The following is a 26,769-nucleotide window of genomic DNA, read 5'->3' as shown; positions in this document are numbered from 1 at the left end:
ACCGTGATCGAGAAATTAGTTTACGATGGAGATACAAAAGATATTAATGAAAATGATTCATTACAGAAAATTCTGCTCCAGATTGATGATGAAGATTATTTTTATCATGTTGGTATCGATTTGGCTAAGAGAGGATATTCTGATTATTCTGCAATTACTAAATTTAAGAAAAATGATGACAATACATACGTTTACTATGGTACTGAATTAGTATGAAATACATATTTGATTTTCTGAATAAAAAAAAGGCTACAATTACTGTAGCCTTGTAGTTAATTTTTAGATACAGCAACGGTTGTTAATACGCTCTCTGTAATACTCTTTAAAAGTTTCAAACAAGAATTGATAATAAAGGTTGATGAATTTTCTAAAAATATTAATTCATGATAGGGACTGAGTCTTATCGTTCTATCATCAGACTCCTCCATTAAACTCAGAAGATTATAAAGTCTCTCTTGTTCAATAGGATGAACTTGCCCGACACTATGTGTCACTCTATTTCTGATATCAATTAAAAATCTTACTTCGTTCCATGAATCTAATTCAGAAATTAGCCCAATAGAAAGTTTATCGCAGAATATTTTTAGTGTTTTTTCGATAGAACTTCCCTTTTCTTCCTTGTTCTTTTTGGTAAAGTCTTCAGGATCTAAGATCGAATAATTTATTAGTTCTTGTTTGATTTTTTTAAGTACGTTTTCTAATTCAGAAATTGCAGATATTAATATAGAAGAACGTAGTAAGTTAGGATAATCAACGTGAAATTGAGTTAGGCGTTCTCTGTTATAATACCAGAAATCATCTTGTTCATCTTCACTGTATTTATTAGATAGTTCTTTTAAACGTTCCAGATATTTCGTGGATTTGGACTTGATTAATTCTTCCATTTCCTCTGCATAATCGTTTAACATTTCGAACTGAACAACAGAATTAGAATGGATTATTCGTATCATTAACATTGACTAATTAACTCCTTAAAAAAATGATATGTGAGAATAGATAAAAGGAATCTTTCATAAGAAACCAAATAAGAGACCACATATTTATGAGGTCTCTTATTAATTCGTTAAAACATCGATGTTATTGCACCAGATGATTTATCTACGTAATACCATCCATAAGTTGCAGTGTGACCTTCGCCAGACTTAACATCATCAATAACTACTTCATAAACATGGACTACATAAGAGTTGCCTTCAAGATGATCGACTTCAACATGAAGCTTAGGTGAACTAACTCCATATTTTTTCTTAACCAAACTAATTGCTTGAGATTCGGTTATTGTCATTTTGGGTTGCTTTCCAATATATAGGTCACCGTTAACCAACCCAATTTCTTTGCCTATTGCATTGCTAACTGATCGTGCTGGTACATAAGTCGTTCCATTATAAATTATTGCGTCAGCTGAAGTCTTTTTTGTTCCATCAACATAAATACCTAATTTCTGAATGGCAACTTTAATATTTGTGGTTCCATTTGCTGCAAATGCTGTTGCTCCTGTTAACATTGTCCCAATTGCCAAACCAAGCACTAATCCCTTTAATTTGTCCTTCATTTCTAAACTCCTTTTTATGTAATACGGATCAATTCGACAAGCTTATACATATACCCTCCTGTGAAGTAATAAAATACCTCTTGCATAAAGAACGTCTGTTCGGTATATAATATATACAAACGGATGTTCTTATTTTTGTTGAGGGGATGAATGATGGCATGTTGAAGAAACCAAGAACTGTTATGTTAATTGACATGCAAAGTTTCTATGCCAGTGTTGAAAAGGCAAAAGTGCCAAAATATAAAAATGAACCTCTGGTTGTTGCTGGAGATCCATCGAGAAGATCGGGTATTATTTTAGCTGCTTGTCCTATTGCAAAATCGTTCGGTGTGGAAACGGGAGAAGTATTATGGCAAGCTCTTCAGAAGTGTCCAGAAGCAGTTGTAGTCCAGCCACACATGCAAGAATACATTGAGGTATCTTCCCATATAACACAGATTGTTGAGTCATTTACAGACCTTGTAGAGTGCTACAGCATTGACGAAATGTTTGCAGACTTGACCAATTCAATGCATTTGTTTGCCGATAATGCGGTTGATATGGCTAAACAAATTCAACAGAAGATTTATAATGAAACAGGCATTTATGCGAGAGCAGGTATTGGAGAAAACAAGATATTGAGTAAGCTCTGCTGCGACATGATTGCGAAAAAAATTGATGGTGGAGTTTATTACCTCCGAAAAGATGAATTAAGTAATTTCATATGGAAACAGCCAATCCGTAAGATGTGGGGCATTGGCTCCAGGATGGAGAAGCATCTTTATAAAATGGGGATTATAACAATAGGTGACTTAGCAAATACTCCATTATCCAAACTAAGAAAGAAATGGGGAGTAAATGGTGAAGTTATATGGCGGGTTGCGAATGGCCTTGATGACTCTCCAGTAACATTAACTACACACAATCAACAACGTGAAATAGGAAACGGTATGACGCTTCCTCGTGACTATTCAGAAGCTAGGGATATAGAAGTTGTATTATTAGACATTAGTACGGAGGTTTGTCGTAGAGCTAGGCAAAAGGGGTATCACGGTTCTGTTGTATCTGTTGGTATATCGGGAGCTGACTTTGACATAAGAACAGGGTTTCACCGTCAAATGAAATTGCCAGATCCAACAAATATTACACAAGAAGTATTTGCGATAGCTAAGCGGCTCTTTTATCAGAATTGGAACGGACTACCTGTAAGGCGAGTAGGTGTATCACTATCTGATTTAAGTGATTCAAACACTTATCAGATATCTATTTTCGAGAACAGTAAGGAGCACTTACGGGCAGTCGACAGGGTTATGGACGAGATAAAAGATCGTTTCGGAGAAATATCCATTTTAAGAGCTAGTTCACTAACGAGTGCGGGGCAGGCGATGGATAGAGCAGCTAAAATAGGAGGTCATTACAGATGAGTAAAAAGCTGCAGGGGAACGGCATATGGGAGTCGAGTCGTATGATGTTACCTCAACATAGGGAGCGGATCATTGAGAATCAAAAGCTTCACAAAAAGAAAACTAAACCGATAATTCATGAAGATGAGTGGGAACTAATTTTTCAAAACATAAACCTTTCTTTGAGCGAACATGAAAGTATATCGGTGATTATTTTTGGAGAGTACGAGTATTCCGAAGTGAATGGAGTTGTAACAAGTGTAAGTCAAATCCAGAGGAAGTTTAAGGTTGAGAGTGATTGTGGGTTTGAATGGGTGGATTTCAACGAGATTATTTCAGTGAAAGTTCAATGAACGAGGTTAAAGGATGAGACAAACTGAGGAAGACTTGAAAATCGTAAAGAGGTATTTAGAATTGCCCTATCTTCTTGACGTATTGGAATTAGACAAGAAAAAGATGAAGGAAAGCAGTTTGAAAATGTCTCGTGTTTATAGTATTAAATTAGAAGAAATTCAGGATCTAGTAACGAAAGATATTTATGAGGTAAAAAACGAAATGCGAATCAAAGGTATTAAAATTATAGAACAAACAAAACATGATGATCGATTAATTGCAGATTATTCGTGTAGGAATTATAAGCACCAAATCACATTATTATGGAGCAAAGTGAAATTTGACACTGAGGTATCATTAGCAAATTATTTAGGGATTGTAATTGATAAACTTTTTGATAAATAAACCGCCTACTCACAAGACGGTTTATTTTTGTTTCTTATTCTTGATTCGACTTTTCCAGGAAGCTTAGTAATAAATCTTGAATATCCTCGGTCACATTTAACGTAGTTTATGGAATGATACCTTTTCAGATTCTTCAGATCCTCATCTGTAAAAGGGTAGAGTTCGCTTCTCAACTCATCAAAATTCTTTTTATCACAACCAGCCAATAACATGTATGATGTGTTTGCGCTGCGAAGTTCATCTCTCATGTGCTTCAATTGGTTTATGTAATGACAACTAATAATTGGTTTCATGATGAACTTTGCTATTTGAGATAGCTTTGACGTTACGAAGCGTTCAGTGTTCTCGACCTGGTACAGTTCATCAATGATGAGGTTAACTTTTGTACGTTTACTCTTATCTCGAATACGGTCAGCGCGAACCTGAAGCGAAAGCCAGATTTTCGTAATCCAGTACGTAGTGCAAATATCTTTTTCACTGTCAGTCGTAAACATGGACTGTGGCATCTTAATAACAATCAATTGGTTTTTCTGCATCTCTAAACTTAAATCAATATTATCCTTTGTGTCTTTTTTAAGCATTAACTCCATGTAGGTGTTCCTTTTTAAGATGTTTAAACGGTCAATGATTCCTGTGATCAAGTGAGTTTTTGTACCAACAATCAAAGCTTCTTTATCTGTTTCATCTAGTTCATGTAAGCTATCAATATATTCTTCAAGATTGTTTATCTGATTTCTGGGCACTTTATTCAAGAATTTCATTCTCGCATTATGATTCTGCAGAACAGCAAACACATCTTTAATACTACCCGTACTAATAAAAACGATGAGGCTAGCGCTTTCTAAATATCTTTCCATTTTGGGACTTAACTGACTATCGCTTGCATTAATGGAATTGATGAGGGTAAGCGTATTAGCAGTTTGACGTTTGGCATTCTCATACTGTTTGAATACATCATTACTTTGACCGACTTCATTAAATCCTAACCCTTGCATTGTTTCAAAGTCATCGCAACGTATTTCAAGAACCTTTTCTTTTGGGAATAACTTTGAAACGCTATCGCTCAGCTCACAGTTTTCAATGAAGTCAAAGATAATGACACATTCATCTGCCTCTATTGCATCTATTGATAAATTAGCAATTAGATTAGATTTACCTGCTCTTGTGGGGCCAATAAGTAGGAGAAGTAAATTTCTAAATTCGGTGTCATTACTTAAAAAAGCTTTTTGCTTTGATCCTTTGTAAACATTTTCTCCTATGCACATTGTTCCGGTGCGAAGATCCTCTGGTACTTCAGTTTCAAACGTCTCCACTTTCTCAATAAAATTATATTGCTCTAAAATATCTCTCCCAGCAAGGGAAAGAAAGTTCTGAGCTTCGCCATCGCCAACCATTATTTTCTCGGCTTTGATATTATAATCAGTGAATTTAAATTTTTTCCGGTATGGCTTGTAAATAAGTTCATTATCTTCGCTAATCGTATCAAAACTCTGCGCTAAGCTTTTGACTGTATTTCGCTGTCTAAGCGGATCTGAACTGCTTCCCATAACCACAATCTGTGTGGATAAGATGGAAGCAGTTCCTTTCCTGAGTGTACTGTCACTAACTTTCGCTTTATCTGTGCCTGAAAGTGAATTAATAAGACTTGATAAAAACCCACTTTCATCAGATTTTTTGTTTGCTGTGCCAGCTGCAGATATGGCATCAGATAAGGTATTTATTAATGAATCAATGATCGAGATACCCCATTTAAACATGTATCTCCATCCAGTCTTATCACGATCAACAGGTTTACCAGATTTTAATTTTTCAATTGTGGACTTATGTTTATATCTCCAACCATGTTGAGAAGAAGGAATGAAATTATAGAATACACCAAGTTTATCGCCTTCCTTAAGCATTTCGATAGCGTTTAGATTGGAGTGAAGGAGGTCGTTATTGCGTCTATCGGTGGCAAGACTCATTCCATCTTCGTTTTTATAGAGGATCTGGAACTTGGTTGATTCCTCATTGAAGGAAGGGAGTTCTGTTACTTCTTCAACCGTCAGCTGAGTCCATACATCATTTATTTTCTCCTTGATGTACATGATTTGATGGCTTGGAACAATGAAGTAAAACTCAATTTTCTTCTGTTCCATATAGATGAAGTAACTTACTTTTGAATTCGTATGGATTGTAATTTTAGTTGGTATGATGAAATCTTTACCTAAAAACTTGATCATCATCTCTTCTTTTTTGTCGATGTTCTCAATGACGTTTTTATATAGGCCAGATATGGCACGAGCAAGTTTGTGAGTTGAGTTGTTACGGATAGAATTGTTTGGCTTTAATTTTAAAAAGACGTATTCTGGTTTTGTGATCTCAATATATTCGCTTAATTTAAGAGCCATAAGCCATTCCTCCCATTAGAAGGAACTTAATCAGTACATTGGCTAGATATAATATTCCCGCCCATTTCTTGCCTTTATCCCATCCAACAACCCAGAAGAGAATACATAGTCCGCAGCCTACTAAAGCTACTGAATAACTGAAATCTATAAATACATTTCTAATAGAATCTAAGACTCCAAGTAATATATCTGTGGTTTTTTCTTCTGCCCAACTTCTAATTCCATTCGTTATTGGGTTTCCATTTGATGGGGGTATATTGGGGAAGGGAATGCTGTTAATTCTGATTATCATGTTATCATCCCTTTATAATTAGATGCTTTTAAACACAGAATCAATTTGATCAAGGCTCCACGGGAGAGCAAGAAGGATGATGTATATAATGAGGTATTGTAAGAAGGATTTTTTGGCATGGTCAAAGTCTCCCTTTATGGTGTTCTGAATTGTATCCCATCCTCCCTTGATCACGATCACCCATTTACCCAGGTTAACGAGTTTGTGATATATCTTTAGACCTCCAGCATCGATTCCTGTTCCTGAAGCGTAGAGAGTGGGATCAATTATACCTGATGCAAAGATGATGATTGTTACTCCAACAACTCTATACACAACCTTGTGACGTTTGAGATGTGATATTAGGACGTCTTTTAACTTTGAAGCTTCACAGCTGTAGTTTAAAAACTGGCTAAATGACATAGATTCAATTCTAGCCAACGTAACCAACTCCCAAGAATTTTATTAGAACAAGCATGAACAGGCATAAATTTTGAATGCGCCACATAAAATTAGGAGCAAAGCGTTCCTAATTTACATAGCCATAGTCTACCCATAAGGAGAAAAGGGAAGGGACATCTAATGACAACCCTCCCTGGACTATCTTTACACAGCCAACTCATTGGTAGTTGTAATCTCCTTGATCTCCCGATAGAACGTTTCCTCGTTGCTCATGAGAGCCACAAATACATTCCATCCTTCCTCAGTTAAGAAGATATGAACCCCTTCTTTTTGGACACCAACCAAAGTATTCAGCATTTCATTTTTAAACATTCCATTCATCTCCTCTTAGTGTTTGTATTTGCTTAAAATATCCAACACAGACTTCCTATCTGTGTTTTTTTGTTGTTGATTGAGCGAAGAAACTTTTGATTGAAAGCTTGAATCTAGGCCTGATGTTACCAATTGTTCTTGTCTTGTATTTATTGATTTTTCAATATCATACAAACGCTTTAAAGACCATGGAAGACCAGTGATGATAGAGACAATTTTCCCGGTATGCTCATGGTAATTTCCATCAAACAATTCCAGTGGCATCGGAGTGAATATTAAATCATGTCGTATATATTCCATCAGAGATTCTTGGCCGTCAAATATAATTGCAGCTTTAGAAATGTGATTTGATTCAATAGGAGTGAACACTGAGTTTGACCATGAGTGACGTACCTTCTCGGCAACACTTTCAGGAGTGAGTGTGAGACTTTGATTTAGGGCAGCGATGCAGACTTCACTAATTAGCCCAATACCAGGATTATTAAGTATGGTAAGCAGATCCTCTTTATCAAAGTTTCCATTTTTTGAATGCTTATCAGTATAAGAAGAAATTGTATCTAAGAGAGAGATTGCTGATTTATTGGTGATTTCGAGAAGCATATTCTTACCAATTGATGGATGGACGTTTCTGGTTTGCTGATTATCAATAGGGAATGTGGCTATGCTTAACTGTGATAACTCTTCAAATGCCTTTAGTGTATTGATTTGAGCTGAAACAGATTCTGCAACTTCGGGGATTATAGGTAATGCTATGAATGTGGAGTCTGGCATAGTGTTGAGGGCAACTTCTAACAGAATGGGGCTTATACCACTTCCTGAACCACCGGATAGCGAGAAGGTAAATGCAATGACTTGCGCGTTAGCAAAATTATCTTTAATGAAGCTTAATGCGTCTTCCCATTGTGCTTGAAATAGTTGTATTGCTTCATCTCTCTTTTTACCAACTCCTTCTGAGCCAAGTAAACGTAGTTTGTGACTAACATTTACTGAATCCAAATCCTTCTGAGAGTAATTAATTGCTCCAGATAGATATCCTTGCTTCTGAGCTTCCTCAGCAATATTAGATCCTGCCTGACCTAGCCCAATTACCGCAAACACTAGGCACCAACCCTTTCAAGTGATTTAGTTACAGCAGCAATACCATATTCGGTAAGATACAGTAAGTTCTGTTTTTTTACATTAATTGTTTCAACGAATTTATTAGCACATAGACGATTGATTGTTCTTCGATAAGTAGCTTCGGTAAAGGCGACTGTTTTCTGCAAATCTGCGTTGCTTACAGCTTTAAATCCAGCTGTCGCTTCTGCTTCTTGTAAAGCTCCTAAAATAAATACGTCATCAATGGTTAGGCTGCTTAGAACATATTCGAAGTAATTCTCCAAGATGATTACACCTCCTCATCAATATTCAAGCATCTTGCACTGTCTGGGATGATTTTGAAAGACGTTGTTTGATGGTTGATGATATAGCATATTGCGACACGCTTGCCCAATATAACCCATAAAATTGAAAATCCATGTATTAATTTTCGAAGATTTGTCCATCCTAGTCAGTAAAGGGGTGGATGGAATGGGAGTATTTGAATTTAAGAGAAGAACTAGGTTTGGCAAATGGATAGATCGTAATCGTATTAGCCAGGAATGGCTGATTAAGAATATAGGATTGAATCGAAAGACGGTATACTCTCTATGTAATGACACTGAACATAATCCCCAGGACAATACACAGCTTAAGATCATAAGTAAATTGAGAAGAGAAGGTTATGACGTATCGTTGAGTGATTTTTGGTAACACAAATTGACTGACCTCCATATACAGGAAGTCAGTCAATTTCGTATAATTGGCAGAAAGCCCTTGACATAATAAAGTAAATATAATAATATTGATTCAAGGGATTATCCGGAAGGTGAATACATAATTAATGTCGAATAATAACAGATGAGTCGCTGTTAAATGAAATCATATGAGGTGGGGAAGAGATGACAAAATATCGCACTCCAAAAGACTGGGATAAGAATAAGCGTACAGTTTTAGGGGTTATTTATGAATGTCCTAACTGTTCAAATCAAAATGCAAAACCTCTCTTCAATTCAAATAATCAGCCCTATTGTTCAAGTTGCTTAGTAAATTATAATAAGGTTTTTATCATGAAGAAAAGAGAAGTGATTGATTTTTTGAACAGAAATACACTAAGGAAACCATTTAGAGGATAAGTAAATCTGATGAAATAATACTTTTATAAGAAAGGGATAAATAATGAGCCTAATAACCGTAGTTGCTTGCAACCAATTTATTTCTGTAATGTCTGACGGAAGAATTGTAGACCGGTTTAATAATATTGAAGATGAAAATTTCAATAAAATAAAATCCTATGAGGACAATTTATTCTTTTCTGCATGGGGAAGCAAAGCGATATTCGATGATGTTGCCATGACCTTGGATCAAAAATATAAAACACTCAATAAATCAGATTATGTGGATGAAGCAAGTAAAATAATTCTGAGAACAGCCAATAAGATTATATATCAAAACCATCCATTTATATTGCTATGGGGAGGTAGAAGCAAAGGGATTCTTAAGATTTGTCAGCTAAGAACACCCAAAAAGCAACTTGAATCTCTCGAACTAATCAGTAACGATTGTATCTCTGCAATAGGATCAAATAAACCTTACGCTTTTAAATACATCGAATCAGAGTTATCTGATATGTATATTCCCAACTTGGACAAAGTTATTGAAGCGCAAAAGAATACTATTGAGCATGTTGCTACTATGGATGATACAGTAAACAATGTAATTTTCTCGAAAGTATTTATTTCTTAATCAAACAATTCTTTTATGAGGAGAGATCGTAGATGGCTAAATTTTTGGAGATTGAAGAACTAATTGGGGAAACTAAGGTTAAAAGTTTAATTGGTGTTGGAACAATTAACTATGTATTCAATTTTGAGGGTAAGGGAGTAGTTAATACATCTAAAAAATTCACAGTAATTACGAACAGTTATAAAGATGTATGTAAACTATTGATTCCTTTTCAATTCAATAAAACTGAATTAAATGGTACCTCAATAAGTGTACCTGGAGTGGATACTAAGGACAAGGGGATTGAAGCTATAATTAATTTAAACAGAGTAGCTTCGTTGTATGGAACTTGGCAAGGGGAGATTGACTTTGAAGATGGAACGACCGTAGAATCATACTTTTCACCCTATGGTTCCATTGAAAGTTTGAAATTGGAACAAGGTAGCTATATATTACGCAACAAAGGTGAAGAGTAATAGAAGGAACAATTCTATGGGGAGTTCATTTTTTGTTTACAAAATTCCCCATGGAATTTTAAACAAAGTTACATGAAATGAGTCTTTTATTCTGAGGGGAGAGAACATAATGAAAAAAGGCATTGAGATTAGTGGAGCAATTTTTGCTACTGAGGGAGACGTTAATCATGACGAGTTTCTCGATAAGTTTATTGAATTTGTAGAGGCTAATGGATGGGAGTTTGGAGGAGGCAGCAAACAAGTTGATGAAGATGGAAACGATATAAGAGGCTAACTGAATTGCAGATGTATTGTGAGGAGTATTTAGATGAAAGCGGGGAAGATACATGAAAACAAAAGTTCCAATAGAAATTAGGGATGCACTAAGAAAAGCAGCCAAGTATAGAAAGATGGCATCAAAACATGAAGATATTATTGAAAACTGGTTCAATGAGTTAGGTGTTGTTGAAGATGATGATTTTCGTGATACTTATGTTGACAATGTTCAGCAGCCTCCATATGAACCGGAAATCGCAATTAAGATTTTTGAAAGTTTGATTTACTCAAAAGGGATATCAAGTAAGATGCACAAAAGTAATTTTCTTTAAATAGTAGTGGTACATAAAATTAGCCTTTTATGCAGAGCGAGGTGATTATAATAGTAAAATATGCAGTGAGAGTGCTCGATGGAAAATACATAAAAAGAGGCTCAATCGGAGGCACTGTCATAAAATGTGCCCTAAGCGAAGCTATATTATTTGATTCAATTGATGAAGCGCTGAGTTGTTATTTTGACACGAGTGAAAGATATGGATGGATTAGCTGGGATAAAAGATCAGAAAACCTTAAAATTGTAAGAGTAAACGCCAATGACGATTTTTTTAGAACTAGAAGAATGAAAGATAGAGTAGATATTTTAATCAACCAGGTATATAGAATTGATTACAAATTAAGCAATAACGAGAACTACAGTACGACTGAAACAATTAGGATTAATAAGGTTATGAGTCATAAGGATATAATTCTAAAAGATGCAAAGGAGGATCGTTACAATAATATTGAATTGGTTAGACAATTAGCACAAACAGATCTAAAAAGAATGAAAGGATCACGACAGCTAGAGGATTTTATTGGTACGATACACGAGGGTGATATTGAACGCTTAAGCCTGGAGAAAGCTGGACAATTTGTGATAACGAATGTCGAGTTGATCGAGAATATTATAATCTGAGCTGATGATGGGGGGATAAATATTGAAGTTGCGGGATTGCAATGGGAGAGTAATTGGACTAGGGGTTACTGCAAGGCCGATAATGGGAACCTGGGCACATAAAGAAGGATTAGTTACTGAATTAGACGAGAATGTAGGCAATGTTACTCTAGAGTTTGAAGACGGGCAAATAGGAATTTATTTTGCAGAGCGAATTACAGTATGTTAAAACATCTGGAAGGTTGGCAATAATAATGGCAGGTAAAACAATTTACTTCACAGAAAAAGAGTTAGAGATGCTTAGAATCCACTTTGATTACGGCAATATTAACTTCGAAAGAGACGATAAAGATGAAGAAGAAGAGCTATATCAAATTGCTGAGAACATAAGAGAAAAAGTGTGGAAATAAAACGAATCTTTTATAAAGAAACAAGGTGGCGAAAGAAATGAGATTTCAATGTGAAGAGTGTTTTGATAATGAGTATGTTGATATTGTTGGTAGTGGGGAAGATGAGAAAGGCGAGTTTAATGATTATGAATGTGCAGAGTGTCATCATATAAACCGGATATATGATACAGAATGAAATGTGAGTTTGATTTAGAAAGGAGTGCAATATGGATTTATTCAGATCATCGGTAAAAGAAGAGGGAAGTTGTAATTTTTACAAAAGGGGGAAGTTAACTGAGGATCAAAAAAGACTTCAGTTTCCCTATGACGAGGTAATAGTCTTAGTTGGAACACAGGCTAAAGTTAACTTTTGCGATGAATGTTTTTTGCAATTAAAAAACAGCATAACCCTATAAAATATGACTTTCATTATTATGTTAGGAGAGGGATACATATGGATAAAATTATTTTTAATATCATAAAGAAATATCATGAAATTGAAAACGAACTATATTTTAAACTTGAAAAAGAATTAGGTGTTAACAAGGCCGATGAATTGCTAGGTAAATTTGTTGATTATAGAGAGCAACAATTAAAAATCGGAAAATACTTAGATGAAAATAAGAATCTAAATAAGGATGGATTTTTAAATAATAAAATAGAGGAACTTGAACGATACACCAGAGTTCATGTGATATATGAATACGATAATGGATTATCGTTGTGTGAAACTACGGCTGGTTTTCTTAAACTGGTTCCCAACGACTTAATAAGTTATGATACAGAGTAAATAGTGAGATATAAGGAGATACTTCATATGTTTTCTATAGTTGATGTCTACAAACAATTATTGCTGGGGGAATTGAAGAGGTTCCCTCCTTATACATGGGATTTAGAGAAAGAAGCAATTGATAATTTCAAAAAATGCTTTCGCTATCTAATCGTTGAGCATCTAGAACTGAGTAGAGAAAGTCTTCTAAATATACTTACGACTAGTTTTATCTGCAAATACAAATTAACAACTCCCTTAGAAAGATATTTATCCTCCAATGCTTATTATGCAGTTTCTATAACATTTCCGGAGTGGAATGTATATCCGTGGGAGTTGAAGGTTGTTCCATCCGGTTATTGGGAAAGTATCGGCAATATCGTAGATGGGGCCAGAACATATTGTACTATCAATAAAATAACTAGAACTGACTTGTTAAAAGGAGCAAAGGAAATAGGGTTAGAAAGGTTTACACTTGCTTACAGAAGACTGAATAAAGATAAAAACCAAACAGATTATTATTATGATTTTTTAAGAACAATATATCCAGAATACAATTTTAGAATATGGGAATTCAAAAGGGTCACTATAGACAATTGGACTGATCAAGATATACGTGATGGAGTAATTTGGTTTTTCGAAACTGTCCTCAAATGGAAGAAAAGTGAAATAATAAATAAAATCAATAGAGATGTGTTTGATAACTCGGGCTTTGCTTACATTTTTAAAAAGAAGTTTAATCGGGACTGCGCCTCTTTACTAGAATTTGTTTATGATGAGAAATTTGAGGAACTTAATAACCTCTCATCAATGAGGGCACACACAAGGAAACTCTCCCCTAAGGAAGTACGAGAAATTAGAGGATACTATAAGGATAACAAAAGTAAGGGAGCAATAGAGTTTCTAGCAGGTAAATATCAGGTATCATCTGATAACATAGTTAAAATTTGTAGGAGGGAAACATGGTCTAATATCTAGATATAATTGATACATGATGAAACAAATATTTTATAAGCTATGAGGTGTCTAATGGTGCAAGAAATGGTGTTTAATCAGCAATTCTCTATAGTTAATGAAGAGGGGAATGAAATTAAATTTGACTATTTTTTATTCAAAGAAACTCCAGTAATTAATTATAGTAAGCGAGGACACTCATTCTGTACGAATTTTGAAAATCAGGGTTATACATCAAAGGATAGACCGGATTTTGCTACTAAAGGATTAGTATTCTTATGTACTTCAAACAATTTGGTTTTGGACTGGTGTTCGCTTTATCATGAACTTGGTCATGTTATTAATAATCACCCATTTACCTCTGAGGGACGATTAGATAGAGTTAAGATAGGCCTAGTGAGTCCTTATGAGATGGAAGCGGATAAAAATGTTCTTGGAAATATGGGACGCAAAAACACAGAGTGCTGGCTTAATTCATTAGAGTCCAGATTAACGAAAGAGATAATACTTAGAGAAGATGCAAGGCAACAGGGATGGTTAAATAAAGATGGCGAGAAACTTCTTAATCATTTAAAACTAAGTAGAGAAGAAATCCTGCTTAGGATTGAATATCTGTGATTACATGAAACGTTCATCTTATCTTTACTGATTGGAGAAAAAAATGAATCTTATTACCGATATTTTCTTGAACCGCAAGAATTTAATAGTCAATCTTCTAATATTTTTGTCACTACCCATATATATAATCATTAGAGAACGGTTTATAGATTTCTCAAACGTGTATTATTGTATCTTTTTTACATGTCTTTATTTCTCTGTATTATTCCAGAAGGCTCATATTTATATTGGAAAGACAACAGCAAAACAAAAGTTATTTAACTATGTAATCATTCCTTTTTCTGTTCCTGTGCTATTTAATGTAATTGTTAACTTCGTTACCAGTTACATTATAAAAGATCAGAACCCTCAAGAACTGCCATCAGCAATAAATTCTAATGAGTTGTTTTTGGATTTAATTTCTGATTTTTTAGCCGGAAGTGAAGAGATCTGGAGGTTTGCTGCAATTAATGTTATTTGTCTAATGCTTTCAAGTCTAGCCTTAAAGAGAAATGTTATCTTGACTATAGCAGTTATTCTAAGCTCGTTCTTGTTTGGATGGCTACATACTTTTAACTATACTGTGGGCTGGTTTGATTATAATATCACTATAACTTTAATGATATTAGGACTATGTTTTGGATTGTTATTCATTATTACAAAAAATATATGGACAGTTATCATAACACATATTATGTTCGATGTAAGCACTTCTTTGAGTTTGTATAATATGAATTTAATACTTATTTGGAGATTAGCATCTCTATTGATTTTGGGAATAATCGGTTTCTATTATTTAGAAAAAACAGTCAAACGGTTATTTAAGAGGTAACATGGAGAACTGACGGCTCCAAAGAAATCTTAAATAATATCGAGAGAACTAAACGAAATTTTTTTATAAGATATGGAGGCAGTAGAGGTGTATCAAAAGCCAAATTGTGAATGTGGTTCTGACCTAGTTTTTACCCAGGAATATTTTTATCGTGAACAATTTAAAATCAGCAACGAAGGACACAGGGTTGAAAAGAGACTTAGAAAAACTGTCGAGGATAAATACATTCTCGAAGAGTATCTAAGATGTCCAGATTGCACAACTCGATATGAATTTGATTATGATAATCAAGGCAGGATCGTGCTTGTTGGCGAAATCATCGGGCATTTAAATGGTTCAGATAATGTTAACACAGTTAAGACTTAATGAAATCTTTCTTTTATGAAGAATTGGAGGTATACGATGAAAATCAATAAAAAGTACAAGTATTGGGAATTTTATTATGACGAAGAAATGAGCGACATTACATATCCAACTCCTGAAGACCGTCAATGTATTGGCTCAATCTGGTCTGATGAATGGAGTGGATTAGAGCTTTTTGAAATGACAGACGAACAACTCAAGGAACATCTTCTAGGTGACATAAAATACTATCATGAAGATGTAGATAAACGAAAGATTAAATCTGCCATCAAAGAGCTTCGTGAGATCCACGATGGATTAAAAGCGTCAAAATAAACTAAATAAAAGTTTACTTTGATCAAGAAAGGGGTTGTGGAGTTGAATAACGATATGATTGATCAGTGCGTTAAAAAGCTATTTGGAGACGATGTTGTTAAAAAAGCCTACAGTGATAACTTAACTGAATACATAGAAAACCATGACCTAGTCGATGAGGTTGAAATAAATCTCTCAAAACTCATAGTGCGAAGCCGTACCAAGAAATGAATATTTATATTTCAATCAAAAAGAAGAAATTGATAGATCGGATTACTGGAAAAATGGTTCTCTGTTAGAAGTTAAGATTTCATTTGATGATTTTTGTATCAAAGAAAAGGAAAAAGTACTTGCAAAAAAATGCGTAGTGCTACGCGAAGTGCCAAGAGATGAATACATAAAGTGGACGTAAATCAGATGAAAGTTCAGTTTCATCAAGAAAGCATACATAACTTACCTCTAAACAGCAGTACCTACCTTTGATAAACTTGTCTTAAGGTAGGTGAAGAAGATGTTTATATCCCCAATGTTGCTGGAACACGCTGCAGATAACAAGCCATTTGATAATGACAGCTACATAACCGAATTGAAATTGGATGGCATTAGGTTGATCGTTAGCAATATGGATAGGGTTAGATTGTATACACGTCATAATAACGAGATAACGGCCAACTTTCCTGAGCTGGTCGATAATATAGATACTCCAAAAGGAACTATACTTGATGGAGAATTGATTGTTACTGGGGATGATGGTAAGCCTGACTTTCAGGCGATGATGGAACGATTCAAGTCAAAAAAGAGCAAGCATAAAGTTACATTCTGTGCATTCGACATCATAAAATATGAACATAAAGATATGAATATATTACCATTGATTGAGCGTAAGGAAGCCTTGGAATCCTCCTTTTCAGATAATCAGTTTTATACAAAGACTAAATACATTTATGGCAATGGAATCAACTACTTTGACTTAGTTAAGGAGCAGAAGTTAGAAGGAGTAGTCCTAAAACAAGCAAGTTCAAAGTATGAAATCGGCAAGAGATCTTCTGTGTGGCAAAAGGTTGTAGCGTATGAAATGGACGAGCTTTATATAGCAGGATACAGAAAGGATGAGTTTGGCTGGTTGCTTTCAAATGGAGAACGAATTGTAGGCGTAATGGAATTGGGAGTTGGGCCAACCGAACGCAAAGCAGGATACAAGATATTTCAACAACTAAAAGCAGGTGAGACGAAGGATACTGTATATCTCCAACCACTTATTAAGTGTGTTGTTAAACATAGAGGATACACAAAGAACAATCTCTTGAGATTGCCCGTATTTGATAAATTCGTTGTTTAAGGAGGTGATTTAGCTGACAAGACCAAGACCAGTAAAATGTCCAGTATGTGAGCAATACGGCGACAAAGAAATTATGGTTTATGAAGACAAGAGGTTTTATCACAAAGAAACATGTCACTTGGAGCATCTAAAAGCAAAAGCTGCAACTCAAAAAGAGAATGAAGAGTGGGACGACCTATATCAGTACATTATTAAACTGCATGATTTAGTCGTATTACCAAAGGGGAACATAACTCGATTAAAAGATCTTAGATCTGGGTTTGTCATGAAGAATGGTAAGAAGGTTAAACAATGGCGAACTGGCCCAGATTTCAATTTGATGCTTGATGCCTATAAATTGTCCGAAGACAGTATCAGATGGTGTATTAAGAATAAACTTGATGGTAGCAATGATGTTAAAGCAGTTAACTACGGGATCAGTATTATGATCGACAAACTTAATGAAGCAAATGAAAGAAAAAAGAACAGACAAAGACAGTTGGAACAGATACAATTAGAAAGTAAAAATACTAAAGGGATTACAAATTATGAAGTGATTTATAAGCCTAAATCTGAAAATGATAATGATATTTCCGAGTTTCTTTAGGGGGAATTAAATGACTGAGTGGAAAGAAAAATTAAGCAGAGAAGTTGTTGCGGCAGAGGGTTATCTGACAGGATTGTTTTGGAGAAATCCAGATAACTATAACTTTTATCCTGAAGAAAAGATCAACTATAAATCTTTTTTGAATCCTGTTTATGGTTTTTATTTCTCGCTGGGAAGAAAATTGAGCGAAAAAGGCATCAAGGTTTTTGATGATATTTCCGTATCCCAGGTAGTCAATGAAACTAATACAGGGAACGCATATGGCAAATATGGCGGATATCAAACAATGAATGAATTGTCGTCTGAGGTCAAGGATAAAGACGAAAATCTGGATGCTTATTATAGCGAAATTAAAAAGTACAATCTTATAGTTGGACTTATTGGATACCTAGGAGAGCGAGTCATAACTAATGAAGGTAAGTACAACTACAAGAAGATGTCTAAAGAACAGTTACATACATATTGGAATGATAAAATACTTCAATTGGGGATTGATGGTGATAACAAATATGATGAGCATTATCTCTTAGAAGGCTTAGATGACGAGATAAACGATTGGGATGAGAATCCAACAGTAGGTTTGCCATTTTATGAAAGCAAGCGAATGACCAAGATAACAACTGGTTGGGATTATGGTCACGTTTATATGTATGGAGGATTCGGTGGATCAGGTAAAACAAGCTTTACTGTTAATAAGGTAATAATGTCTTGTATTGCAAACAAAGAAAAATTGCTGGTTATTGCAAATGAACAATCAATCGGTGAGTTCAAAAAGATGTTAATGATTACTGCAATGGGTGTGGGAACAAAAGAATATGTGGATAGACAGAAGTTAAATGAGGGTGGCTTCTCCGATCAAGATAAAGCTAAACTACATAAAGCAAAACAATGGATATATGATCTATGCGAAGGTAATGAGAAACTAATTACTTTTGTATTTATGGAAAACTACATTATGGAAGACGTTAAAAAGCTAGTAAAACACTACGCTGCTCGTGGAATCAAAAGAATGATTATTGATACAGGAAAACCGTCTGAAGGTGATGCCAGCATGGCAAGATGGGAACGATTTGTTGAAGACATGAAAGAAGTCTACAAGCTTGCACGTCCCAATGGAGGCGGTCTCAACCTAGCTGTATGGGTAAACGTTCAGCTTGCCGATACGGCTCTAAAAATGAGGTTTCTGAATGAGTATGCGCTAGGCGATGGTAAAAAGATTAAGAATGAGGCATCAGTATTAATCTTGGGTAGATTTATGTGGGATGATGAGTATGAAGGCGGGAAGCACGAATTACTTGTTAACCAGTGGGATGACTTTACTGGTGATTACATTGACAAACCAATGAAACGAGAGAAAGGGCATCAGTACTATTTGCTATTTTACAGTAAGAACAGGAGAGGAGCTGACAATAAAACGGGACAAAAAGTACTTGTATTAAAGCCTTACTTTGGGATCAACACTTGGTATGAAGTCGGGTTCACTACCGTCTACGATGATCATAATTACTAAAATGGAGGAGGTCATTTGTCCGACTCACTAAAGCAACTTAAAGAACGCATTTATAATGAAGGAACAATTGGATTATTACTTGAAGAATTAGGCTGCACAGATATTAAGATAAAGTCTGGTCGTAGTACTGATGATTTGGTTACAGCAAGACTTCCAGGATCGAGCAATTCAAGAGGAGCACAAATTTACTTAAACCCGTCTCTTCATACTGAACTTGTCGGAGAGGGAATAAGTGGAGATATTTACAGTCTAGTTGGGTTCATTATTTACGACTGCAGGAATTTTGATGATGTGAAAACGAAGCTGTATCAACTAAAAACATTTATTTGTAATGCTTTGGGGTATGAAAATGTTGGAAATCTTGCTGACGATAAGCCTAAAACCGATTGGAACTGGTGGCTAAGAGACATACAAAAACAGCGACCTAGGGAATATGAAATTACAGAAAATCCTGTTTTGTCACAGGAGATACTAAATGAATTTGTGCCTTATGGTTGGCTTGAATGGCACAACGAAGGCATTGATATTTTAACTCAAAAAGAGTTTGGGATAGGATATCACATCCTTACAGATCGAGTAACGATTCCAATACATAATGCTAAAGGTGAATTAATCGGAATAAAAGGAAGATATACTGGCTCAAACATAGAAACAAAAAATCATAAAAAGTATAATTACATATTCTCTTGCAGCAAGGCTATTGAACTATTTAATTTGCATAGAGCGATTCCCTATATTCGAGAAACTAAAACTGTTTATATTCTTGAAGGTGCAAAATCATGTATGAAGCTGTGGGCCTGGGGTATTAAGAACTCTGTGTCGATAGAAGGGGACAAACTATCTCCAGTACAGGTAAAAATACTTAAAGAACTGGGAATAGAGATTGAGTATATATTCGCTTGGGATAAGGGTAAAGATGAGGGCTTTGTGAAGAATCAAATTAGGCAGATGAAGGGGAGACGGGTTTATTATCTGTACGACACAAATGATCTGCTTGAGGATAAGCAATCCCCGGTTGACAAGGGAATATATGTGTGGGAAGACTTATTGGATAAGGATAAACACGCCTTCAAACCTGAATAAATTCTAGTTTTTATCAGAACATGAAATTAATAGAAACAATCTATTGACAGAATTTAATAAAATAAATATAATGATAATATGAAACAAGAAAGGATTGATGACACTTGTCTAATCCGCAGCACATTGAAAATCTTATAGAAACTGAAAAGGAGAGTGAGGCTAAGTATATAAGAGTTGATAGGGTACTGTTCAATTCTGGGGTAACCGAAGGAAGAGTATACGAGCTGCACCACAATTATAACGTAGATCGAGATGTGTTCACAAATGGCGAAGCTTTTGTTATTGACGATGTTGGGAGAAATAATTATTCAATTTTTATGCTTTGTAAAACAACGCTTTTAAAATAAAAATAGTAATACATAATATTATAATAGAGGTCATATTCACAGTAGTCTGGACGTTACAAGTGGCCTCTAATCGTAATGAAAGTTGGATTTTATCAAAAAAGGAGAGATTAAAGTATGAAAGCAGATAATGAGTTTTTGACTGCCTTGATGAATAGACTCGCAAAGATTGCAGACAACACCAATGACGTAGACACTCAGAACGAACTGAATGAATTTATTGATGCTATTAGACAATCACTGGATTTGAGTCTAAATAAAATTTGAATTTCATTAGAAAGGATTTGATATGGTTGGCTTCAGTTAACTTCTCTGATCTTAAAATTAAATTGACCAAGGATGAAGTCGCAGACGAAATAATCAAACTTTTAACCAGTAAGATAGGATGGGAATCAAGTCCACTAGTGTTAAACGACTGTGATATTTATCATGATTCTGTTTGGAAAAGAAACCCCGTATCATTGTCGAAACAAGTTACTGATGATCCTGAAATGGTTAAACTATTCCACGCAGCAGAAAAGATTGCGAGATTATAAAAGAAGAGTTTCAGAAAAATAAAAATAAATAGGGAGGAATACATAAAATGAATGAAATGAATAAGTATATGGATATTGTTAGATTGGGACATAAAACGACCGTTGGAGTACTAAATGAAGGCGATCATATTGTTATCCAAGAGAAACTGGATGGTGCAAATGCTTCATTTAAGCGTGAAGGCAATGACATTATTGCTTTCTCAAGAAACACACAACTTTCATCAGAGAATAATCTTAGAGGATTTTATGAATGGACACAAACACTAGACGCTACTAATCTACTTGAAGGTGTGATTTATTTTGGTGAATGGCTAGTAAAACACAAACTTGATTATGGTAACAACATGAATCAGTTTTATCTGTTCGATATCTATAACGAGTATAGTCAGGATTATGAGAAATTTTCAATCGTAAAATTTGAGAGTGTAAGACTTAATCTTAATCTTATTCCAGTTTTTTATGAGGGTGAATATAAATCATTTGAACACTTGGAATCTTTCATTGGTAAGACAGAGCTTGGGGTGAATGAGGGTGAAGGTATCGTTGTAAAGAATATTAACTATCAAGATAGATATGGAAAACAACTTTTTGTGAAACTAGTATCCGATTCATTTAGAGAAGTACAAAAACAGAAAGCTCCGAAAGATCCCAACTATACATCTGAGGAACAAGCAGCCGTAAAATCTGTTCTTACAAAAGCTAGGGTTGAAAAAATGATTTATAAACTTGTTGATGAAAATGTGCTTGATGAGAGATTTGGCATTGAGGATATGGGTACAATTCTTAAGCAACTTGGGAATCGACTCTACGATGATATTGTAAAAGAAGAATATGAAGCCATTAAAAACTATGAAGAAAAAGAAGTTCGCCGTGTAATTGGCAAATCGCTTCCTCCAATTGTTAAGTCAGTCATTCAAGAAAAAGAGGCGGCTTAAAAATATTATAAACAAAGGGTTTTTTGCAGGAAAATGTTGATAAAAACATACTTTTATCAAGAAGGGGAGAGGGTTATGTGTTAACCAATGACCAGATTGCAACTAAGATAACAAACTTAATGTGGGGAAATTACGAGATAGAATCAGCAGGTTTTGCAGTTCAATTATTTATGGAGCACTTGTTGTTAGAAGATAAACAAGAGTCATGGACGCGAGATGAAATGTATCAGTTAATTAAGGAAAAACTTCGTGAATTGGATAAAGTTAAAGGCACTATCTTTGAGAATGCAACAGTTTAATCTTTATGAAATTGCTCTTTCATTTAAATATCGAGGAGATGATAGATATGAAGCGAAACGTAAATATCAGAATCATTGACAAGCAAACAGGAAGAGAAAACACCAATCTTACATACAAGTTTATGAAAGCAATCAACAACTATGAGAATATTAAACTACCTGAAAAATTCAAAATAAGAGCAGGATGAAAATCAGAAAAAGGAGGTATAACACATCGCCTGGAAAAAGAAAATACCCAAAATTCCGTTTGAAGAATACGATAATTTGTATTTAAAGCTTGCCAAGATAAATGGCATCGAAAATATTGATGCCTTCTTAAATCCACTTAGTAATGTAGTTCATAGTCCATATTTATTGAAGAATATCGATCAACTGGTTGAGAAAATTATTAGAGCTATAAAGAATGGCGAAAAAATCATCATTTTTGTTGACGTGGATTATGATGGGATTTCCTCAGCTGTAATTCTCTATAAATATCTTAGACACTTTACTGATAACATTGAACTGCGGTACGTTGAACGCTCCGAAGGGCACGGAACCAGATTTGTGATTGATCAAATACCATTGGATACTGATTTATACATAGCTGTAGATAGTAGTAGTAACGATGTCGACGAGATGAAGTATCTAGCTGAGAATGGAATTGAATGCTTAGTAATTGATCATCACGCAATCACGAATGATAATCCTTATGCAATTATAGTAAATCCTCAACAGAAAGATTGTAAGTATCCAAATAAAAGCTCTTGTGGAGCATTGCTTGTATATAAAGTATGTCAGGTGCTCGATGATTACATGAATACATATTACTCGAATAAATACATGGATATGGCTGGATTCGCACTAGCTGCAGACGTAATGTCAATGATGGAACCTGAGAACCGATACTTTGTTAAAAATTCATTGAAGAACATCAGACATGCTGGACTTAGAGCATTGTTCGAAGCAATGAATTCCGACATCAACAACTTAACCGCAAATGATTTTCTGTTTGGAGTGTCGCCGGCAGTAACAGCTGCTACAAGGTTAGATAATATCAAACTTGGCATTGATTTCTTGATGTGTGATACCCATTGTCCTGAAATTAAAGGGTTTGTGAAAGAGCTAATCAAAGCCAATGAGTACCGTAAAGAAGTTCAGGCTGAAGCATTGACAAGACATAAACCCTTTGTAAATCCTCTTGATAAAGTAGTAATCATTTTTGATCCAACGCTGGGGAAAGGGATGAATGGATTGGTGGCACAAGAGCTATCCAAGACTTTCAATAAGCCAGCTATTGTATTAGGACTTGGCGATGAAGAAGATACTTATGCAGGAAGTTTTAGAGGTTTAGATGAGTTCTCAATGTTGGATTTGCTTGGTGAATGTAAAAGTGTAATCCATACTGGAGGTCATCCAGGAGCGGGCGGTCTATCATTATTCAAAACAGATATTGATGTCTTAAGACAGGAACTGAACGACAAACTCAAATCATTTGAAGCGGATGATTCGCTATTATATGATCTGGAATTTGATATTGGAGAAATCAACGAGAAATTTATCGATTATCTTAATGAGTTTTACCGGATTACTGGCAATGGATTTAAGCAAGGAAAGTTTCTTATCAAAGGGTTATTCGTCTCAGACAAAAAACTAATGGGTAAATCAGAGAATACAGTTAAAATCGATTGTGGAGACCTACGGCTGATGAAATTTAAGACAGATAAAGAATATTACGATAACGTTCCTGTGTTTGCTGAGATTGAGGCTGTTGGATCTTTAAATATTAATGTATGGAAGCAGTATAAGCCTAAATTCAAAGTGGTAAAGACAAATCAACTTTTCATTGATGACTATATGGTACCTAACTAAATAAACATACATTGGAGGATTATAAATGAATAAACATCATCTGAATTTAAAACGTAAGAAAGGCAGAGTGGAAACTCGTTCCACCGAACGGTAACAATATGAGAATCAAATTCAGCGAACATGCTCTACAAAGGTGCTCTGAGAGTAATATAGATTGGCACTGCCTATATCGCGAAATCAAAGATCTCCCAGTTAAAGGGAAGGTAAGATGGGTCACTAAATATGGAGTGCTCATCCTAGAGCAAGTAAACAATAAATTGATTATTGTGAAGACGTTTATCGCCCGATACAAATATAAAGGACAGCAGTTCCATAAAGGATGTAAAACTTTCTAATACATAGTCTTAATGAAATGAGTTTTTATCGAGAATATATTAAACACTAGGGGATTGATAATTTGACTAAAAAACTATTGGGCAACATCGAACTAAATCGTATCTATCAGCACGATACCATCATGGCAATGAAGAAAATTCCTGCTGCAAGCATCGATCTTACTGTAACTGATCCACCGTATCTTATGAATTATCGTAGCAACAGACGAGTGAAACAGGAAAAGTTCGATTATATTGAAAACGACAAAAACGCAAATGACATGATTTCAGATTATGTAGAGCAATTATATAGAATTCATAAAGATAACACTGCTGTATATATGTTCTGTAGCTGGCATCATATTGATTTCTTTAAACAGGAGTTTGAAAAGTATTTTCAACTGAAGAATATCATTGTCTGGAATAAAAATAATCATGGATCAGGTGATTTGAAGGGTTCCTACGCACCAAAACATGAATTCATCTTGTATGGACACAAAGGAAGATCATTGTTCCGCGATAAGCGAATTCCCGATGTTATTGATTGTGCTAAGATTTCGAGTACCAAACTACAACATCCAACAGAGAAGCCTGTTCCGCTAATTGAAATATTCATCCGCAATAATAGTGATGTTGGTGATCTGGTATTTGATGGGTTTATGGGTTCAGGAACAACTGCTGTAGCCGCAAAGAAACAAGGTAGAGATTACTTAGGGTTTGAAATCGTACCACAATACATAGAAGTGTCCAATATTAGATTAGAAAGCACATACAATGAAGAGGATGATTTTAAAATTCTAAACACAATCTAGGGGTGTTACCTTTCAGATAGAGGGAAATTATAGTATATGATCGAATTATGATTATATAACTCTGTTTGCAAAGGTGTGAAGAAATGTCAGTAAGGATGCTCCATTGTGGTAGTTCAATGGATAATTTAATATTGTGTATTAAGTATGAGGTTGCCGGATTTAAGAAGAATTTTAAATTTCAAATAAACGATCAAATTTATTTTGTGATCCGATTGGAAAAGGTTACTTATTGTGTCGCGCGCGCTAAAATAGCAGATACTACCGACAGGAAGCCATGGGATAATTCCGAAATTTATAAATACGCCTTTAGTTTAAAACTGATGGAATTCTGTATGCCCTTTGACCTGAGTGTATTAGCACAGGACTTTAGAAAATGGACTATTAGTTATCTTAGAGATCCGAATTCAATAAAAGAGCCAGAGACAATTGCCTTGCTTGAGGCAGAGTTTTTAAAGCATCGTCAAAATAACTTTAGCTTCTTTGGCGATGATCAAGAACAAATGAAACCCGAGAACTCTAAGAGGCTAGAACAGGAAACCCAAATAACCTTCGCTAATCAAGCCGATATGAATATAGTGGGAACTATGTCAGTTGAAGAATTCGTCGGGGAGAAGGATCGTAATGAAATTAGGGGATTCGAGTCAATTGTTACAGAATGGTTTTATGACTTATTTGAGGACTACAAGCGTGATAACACCATACTTATCAGTAAAAACAGTCTATTCAAGACTTCGAATAAAGACAACACTAACAACAAAATTAAGGGGACCAGTTCGAAGCCTGATGCAGTCATGGTGAGATTTACTGAAGGAATGAAGCAGCCAATTCAAATCAGTCTAATTGAATATGAATGTTATGGAAACATAACTTCGAAAAGTAAATTCAATAAACTCACAGAGCATATTATTCCACAATTAACTCGTTTTGCCTCTGCGTTTAGTGTAATCACTGACAATCTTATTAGAAGTGAGAACATTAAAGAATTTTCAAAGAAGATTGAAGACTATATTAAAGTAAACGAACGCGATAAAATATTCGAGTGGGTTAAAAAAATGGTTCCTGATGTGCAAGGGGGGTACGAAGGACAGGAGTTTCACGATGCTCTATTAAAAGCATTTAATAATAATGTCCAAATAATTTTAATTATTGATGAATTGACACAAGAGCAAAGAGATACAATAGGAAACATGTTAAAGTCTTTTAAACTTGATAATGGAAATTATATTAATTTTGTCGGATATGTTGTAAAGCTTCAAAAAGTTATTCATTTAAAAGAGGGAAATATATCAGTCTCGGATTATGCGCTATCTATAGAGAAATGATAGATAATATTTAGAAGTGATAGTATTATGAACTATTGCTTCTAAATAGGTTTTTTAAAATAAAAA

37 protein-coding genes are annotated in these 26,769 nt (G+C 34.8%); 29 read left to right on the top strand and 8 right to left on the bottom strand.

Features of this window, described 5'->3' with window-relative positions:
• Positions 1-3: 3 nt before the first annotated feature.
• Positions 4-216, top strand: coding sequence for a hypothetical protein (locus tag GRF59_RS14725; RefSeq protein WP_160498477.1), 213 nt, complete (start codon positions 4-6; stop codon positions 214-216).
• A 56-nt stretch (positions 217-272) separates the two neighbouring features.
• Here the strand turns inward: GRF59_RS14725 and GRF59_RS14720 are convergent, their stop codons facing one another.
• Together GRF59_RS14720 and GRF59_RS14715 are read right to left on the bottom strand one after the other, a co-directional pair.
• Entirely contained in the window at positions 273-956 is a 684-nt protein-coding gene (locus GRF59_RS14720; RefSeq protein ID WP_237391842.1) for a hypothetical protein, read from the bottom strand.
• Positions 957-1,063: 107 nt separating this feature from the next.
• On the bottom strand, positions 1,064-1,552 hold the full coding sequence (locus GRF59_RS14715; protein ID WP_160498475.1) for a stalk domain-containing protein: 489 nt from the start codon (positions 1,550-1,552) through the stop codon (positions 1,064-1,066).
• 158 nt (positions 1,553-1,710) lie between these two features.
• Between GRF59_RS14715 and GRF59_RS14710 the strand changes: the two genes are divergently transcribed.
• From GRF59_RS14710 to GRF59_RS14700, 3 genes are read left to right on the top strand one after another with little or no spacing between them, the layout of a single operon-like run.
• Positions 1,711-2,955: a DNA polymerase IV gene (locus GRF59_RS14710; RefSeq protein ID WP_160498474.1), complete on the top strand. Its 1,245-nt coding sequence runs from the start codon at positions 1,711-1,713 to the stop codon at positions 2,953-2,955.
• On the top strand, positions 2,952-3,287 hold the full coding sequence (locus GRF59_RS14705; RefSeq protein WP_160498473.1) for a YolD-like family protein: 336 nt from the start codon (positions 2,952-2,954) through the stop codon (positions 3,285-3,287). Before GRF59_RS14710 ends, GRF59_RS14705 begins: the two co-directional genes overlap by 4 nt.
• 13 nt (positions 3,288-3,300) lie before the next feature.
• Complete coding sequence (locus GRF59_RS14700) at positions 3,301-3,672, top strand: YhjD family protein (protein ID WP_160498472.1); 372 nt, start codon at positions 3,301-3,303, stop codon at positions 3,670-3,672.
• Between the two features lie 5 nt (positions 3,673-3,677).
• Here the strand turns inward: GRF59_RS14700 and GRF59_RS14695 are convergent, their stop codons facing one another.
• From GRF59_RS14695 to GRF59_RS14670, 6 genes are all read right to left on the bottom strand, one after another.
• On the bottom strand, positions 3,678-6,062 hold the full coding sequence (locus GRF59_RS14695; protein WP_160498471.1) for a type IV secretory system conjugative DNA transfer family protein: 2,385 nt from the start codon (positions 6,060-6,062) through the stop codon (positions 3,678-3,680).
• The gene (locus GRF59_RS14690; RefSeq protein WP_160498470.1) at positions 6,052-6,354 is read right to left on the bottom strand and encodes a hypothetical protein; all 303 of its coding nucleotides are present in this window, start codon (positions 6,352-6,354) and stop codon (positions 6,052-6,054) included. Before GRF59_RS14690 ends, GRF59_RS14695 begins: the two co-directional genes overlap by 11 nt.
• Positions 6,355-6,372: 18 nt before the next feature.
• Positions 6,373-6,774: a hypothetical protein gene (locus GRF59_RS14685; protein WP_160498469.1), complete on the bottom strand. Its 402-nt coding sequence runs from the start codon at positions 6,772-6,774 to the stop codon at positions 6,373-6,375.
• A 165-nt stretch (positions 6,775-6,939) separates the two neighbouring features.
• Entirely contained in the window at positions 6,940-7,107 is a 168-nt protein-coding gene (locus tag GRF59_RS14680; protein ID WP_160498468.1) for a hypothetical protein, read from the bottom strand.
• Positions 7,108-7,122: 15 nt separating this feature from the next.
• Entirely contained in the window at positions 7,123-8,205 is a 1,083-nt protein-coding gene (locus GRF59_RS14675; protein WP_160498467.1) for an FtsZ/tubulin family protein, read from the bottom strand.
• Positions 8,205-8,489, bottom strand: a complete 285-nt coding sequence (locus GRF59_RS14670) for a hypothetical protein (protein WP_160498466.1) — start codon at positions 8,487-8,489, stop codon at positions 8,205-8,207. Before GRF59_RS14670 ends, GRF59_RS14675 begins: the two co-directional genes overlap by 1 nt.
• A 597-nt stretch (positions 8,490-9,086) precedes the next feature.
• Between GRF59_RS14670 and GRF59_RS14665 the strand changes: the two genes are divergently transcribed.
• From GRF59_RS14665 to GRF59_RS14550, 25 genes are all read left to right on the top strand, one after another.
• Positions 9,087-9,320, top strand: a complete 234-nt coding sequence (locus tag GRF59_RS14665; RefSeq protein ID WP_160498465.1) for a hypothetical protein — start codon at positions 9,087-9,089, stop codon at positions 9,318-9,320.
• A 43-nt stretch (positions 9,321-9,363) separates the two neighbouring features.
• Positions 9,364-9,930 (top strand): hypothetical protein, encoded by a 567-nt coding sequence (locus tag GRF59_RS14660; protein WP_160498464.1) that lies wholly within the window; start codon positions 9,364-9,366, stop codon positions 9,928-9,930.
• A 32-nt stretch (positions 9,931-9,962) separates the two neighbouring features.
• Positions 9,963-10,385 (top strand): hypothetical protein, encoded by a 423-nt coding sequence (locus tag GRF59_RS14655; protein ID WP_160498463.1) that lies wholly within the window; start codon positions 9,963-9,965, stop codon positions 10,383-10,385.
• 109 nt (positions 10,386-10,494) lie between these two features.
• Complete coding sequence (locus tag GRF59_RS29425) at positions 10,495-10,659, top strand: YggL 50S ribosome-binding family protein (protein WP_202128696.1); 165 nt, start codon at positions 10,495-10,497, stop codon at positions 10,657-10,659.
• Between the two features lie 52 nt (positions 10,660-10,711).
• Positions 10,712-10,972, top strand: coding sequence for a hypothetical protein (locus GRF59_RS14650; RefSeq protein ID WP_160498462.1), 261 nt, complete (start codon positions 10,712-10,714; stop codon positions 10,970-10,972).
• 65 nt (positions 10,973-11,037) lie between these two features.
• Complete coding sequence (locus GRF59_RS14645) at positions 11,038-11,595, top strand: hypothetical protein (protein ID WP_160498461.1); 558 nt, start codon at positions 11,038-11,040, stop codon at positions 11,593-11,595.
• A 182-nt stretch (positions 11,596-11,777) separates the two neighbouring features.
• Positions 11,778-11,984 (top strand): hypothetical protein, encoded by a 207-nt coding sequence (locus GRF59_RS14640; protein WP_237391841.1) that lies wholly within the window; start codon positions 11,778-11,780, stop codon positions 11,982-11,984.
• A gap of 433 nt (positions 11,985-12,417) precedes the next feature.
• Positions 12,418-12,753, top strand: coding sequence for a hypothetical protein (locus tag GRF59_RS14630; RefSeq protein WP_160498458.1), 336 nt, complete (start codon positions 12,418-12,420; stop codon positions 12,751-12,753).
• A gap of 27 nt (positions 12,754-12,780) precedes the next feature.
• Positions 12,781-13,710, top strand: coding sequence for a DUF4046 domain-containing protein (locus GRF59_RS14625; RefSeq protein WP_160498457.1), 930 nt, complete (start codon positions 12,781-12,783; stop codon positions 13,708-13,710).
• 51 nt (positions 13,711-13,761) lie between these two features.
• On the top strand, positions 13,762-14,304 hold the full coding sequence (locus tag GRF59_RS14620; protein WP_160498456.1) for a hypothetical protein: 543 nt from the start codon (positions 13,762-13,764) through the stop codon (positions 14,302-14,304).
• 43 nt (positions 14,305-14,347) lie between these two features.
• Entirely contained in the window at positions 14,348-15,115 is a 768-nt protein-coding gene (locus GRF59_RS30300; protein WP_423802958.1) for a CPBP family intramembrane glutamic endopeptidase, read from the top strand.
• Between the two features lie 72 nt (positions 15,116-15,187).
• A complete protein-coding gene (locus GRF59_RS14610) occupies positions 15,188-15,481 on the top strand; it encodes a hypothetical protein (protein WP_160498454.1) in 294 nt (97 codons plus the stop codon).
• 36 nt (positions 15,482-15,517) lie between these two features.
• On the top strand, positions 15,518-15,793 hold the full coding sequence (locus GRF59_RS14605; RefSeq protein WP_160498453.1) for a hypothetical protein: 276 nt from the start codon (positions 15,518-15,520) through the stop codon (positions 15,791-15,793).
• A 505-nt stretch (positions 15,794-16,298) separates the two neighbouring features.
• Positions 16,299-17,111 carry an ATP-dependent DNA ligase gene (locus GRF59_RS14600; RefSeq protein WP_237391840.1) on the top strand — a complete coding sequence of 271 codons (813 nt, stop codon included), beginning with the start codon at positions 16,299-16,301 and terminating at the stop codon, positions 17,109-17,111.
• Between the two features lie 118 nt (positions 17,112-17,229).
• Entirely contained in the window at positions 17,230-17,697 is a 468-nt protein-coding gene (locus GRF59_RS14595; protein ID WP_237391839.1) for a hypothetical protein, read from the top strand.
• Positions 17,698-17,707: 10 nt separating this feature from the next.
• The gene (locus GRF59_RS14590; protein WP_160498451.1) at positions 17,708-19,207 is read left to right on the top strand and encodes a replicative DNA helicase; all 1,500 of its coding nucleotides are present in this window, start codon (positions 17,708-17,710) and stop codon (positions 19,205-19,207) included.
• 15 nt (positions 19,208-19,222) lie between these two features.
• Positions 19,223-20,290 (top strand): DNA primase, encoded by a 1,068-nt coding sequence (locus GRF59_RS14585; RefSeq protein WP_160498450.1) that lies wholly within the window; start codon positions 19,223-19,225, stop codon positions 20,288-20,290.
• Between the two features lie 104 nt (positions 20,291-20,394).
• A complete protein-coding gene (locus GRF59_RS14580) occupies positions 20,395-20,637 on the top strand; it encodes a hypothetical protein (RefSeq protein WP_160498449.1) in 243 nt (80 codons plus the stop codon).
• Between the two features lie 114 nt (positions 20,638-20,751).
• Positions 20,752-20,901, top strand: a complete 150-nt coding sequence (locus tag GRF59_RS29420) for a hypothetical protein (RefSeq protein ID WP_202128695.1) — start codon at positions 20,752-20,754, stop codon at positions 20,899-20,901.
• Positions 20,902-21,217: 316 nt separating this feature from the next.
• Positions 21,218-22,105, top strand: coding sequence for an RNA ligase family protein (locus tag GRF59_RS14575; protein WP_237391838.1), 888 nt, complete (start codon positions 21,218-21,220; stop codon positions 22,103-22,105).
• Positions 22,106-22,182: 77 nt separating this feature from the next.
• Positions 22,183-22,404, top strand: a complete 222-nt coding sequence (locus GRF59_RS14570) for a hypothetical protein (protein WP_160498448.1) — start codon at positions 22,183-22,185, stop codon at positions 22,402-22,404.
• 47 nt (positions 22,405-22,451) lie between these two features.
• Complete coding sequence (locus tag GRF59_RS14565; protein WP_160498447.1) at positions 22,452-22,592, top strand: hypothetical protein; 141 nt, start codon at positions 22,452-22,454, stop codon at positions 22,590-22,592.
• Between the two features lie 76 nt (positions 22,593-22,668).
• Positions 22,669-24,255 (top strand): single-stranded-DNA-specific exonuclease RecJ, encoded by a 1,587-nt coding sequence (locus GRF59_RS14560; protein ID WP_160498446.1) that lies wholly within the window; start codon positions 22,669-22,671, stop codon positions 24,253-24,255.
• A 397-nt stretch (positions 24,256-24,652) separates the two neighbouring features.
• On the top strand, positions 24,653-25,381 hold the full coding sequence (locus GRF59_RS14555; RefSeq protein WP_202128694.1) for a DNA-methyltransferase: 729 nt from the start codon (positions 24,653-24,655) through the stop codon (positions 25,379-25,381).
• A 116-nt stretch (positions 25,382-25,497) separates the two neighbouring features.
• Entirely contained in the window at positions 25,498-26,703 is a 1,206-nt protein-coding gene (locus tag GRF59_RS14550; RefSeq protein WP_237391837.1) for a prenyltransferase/squalene oxidase repeat-containing protein, read from the top strand.
• Positions 26,704-26,769 lie beyond the last annotated feature (66 nt).

Origin of the sequence: Paenibacillus dendrobii (genome assembly GCF_009807035.1) — a bacterium.
Taxonomy (GTDB): domain Bacteria; phylum Bacillota; class Bacilli; order Paenibacillales; family Paenibacillaceae; genus Paenibacillus_AQ; species Paenibacillus_AQ dendrobii.
This window is presented reverse-complemented; position numbering and strand designations above follow the sequence as displayed.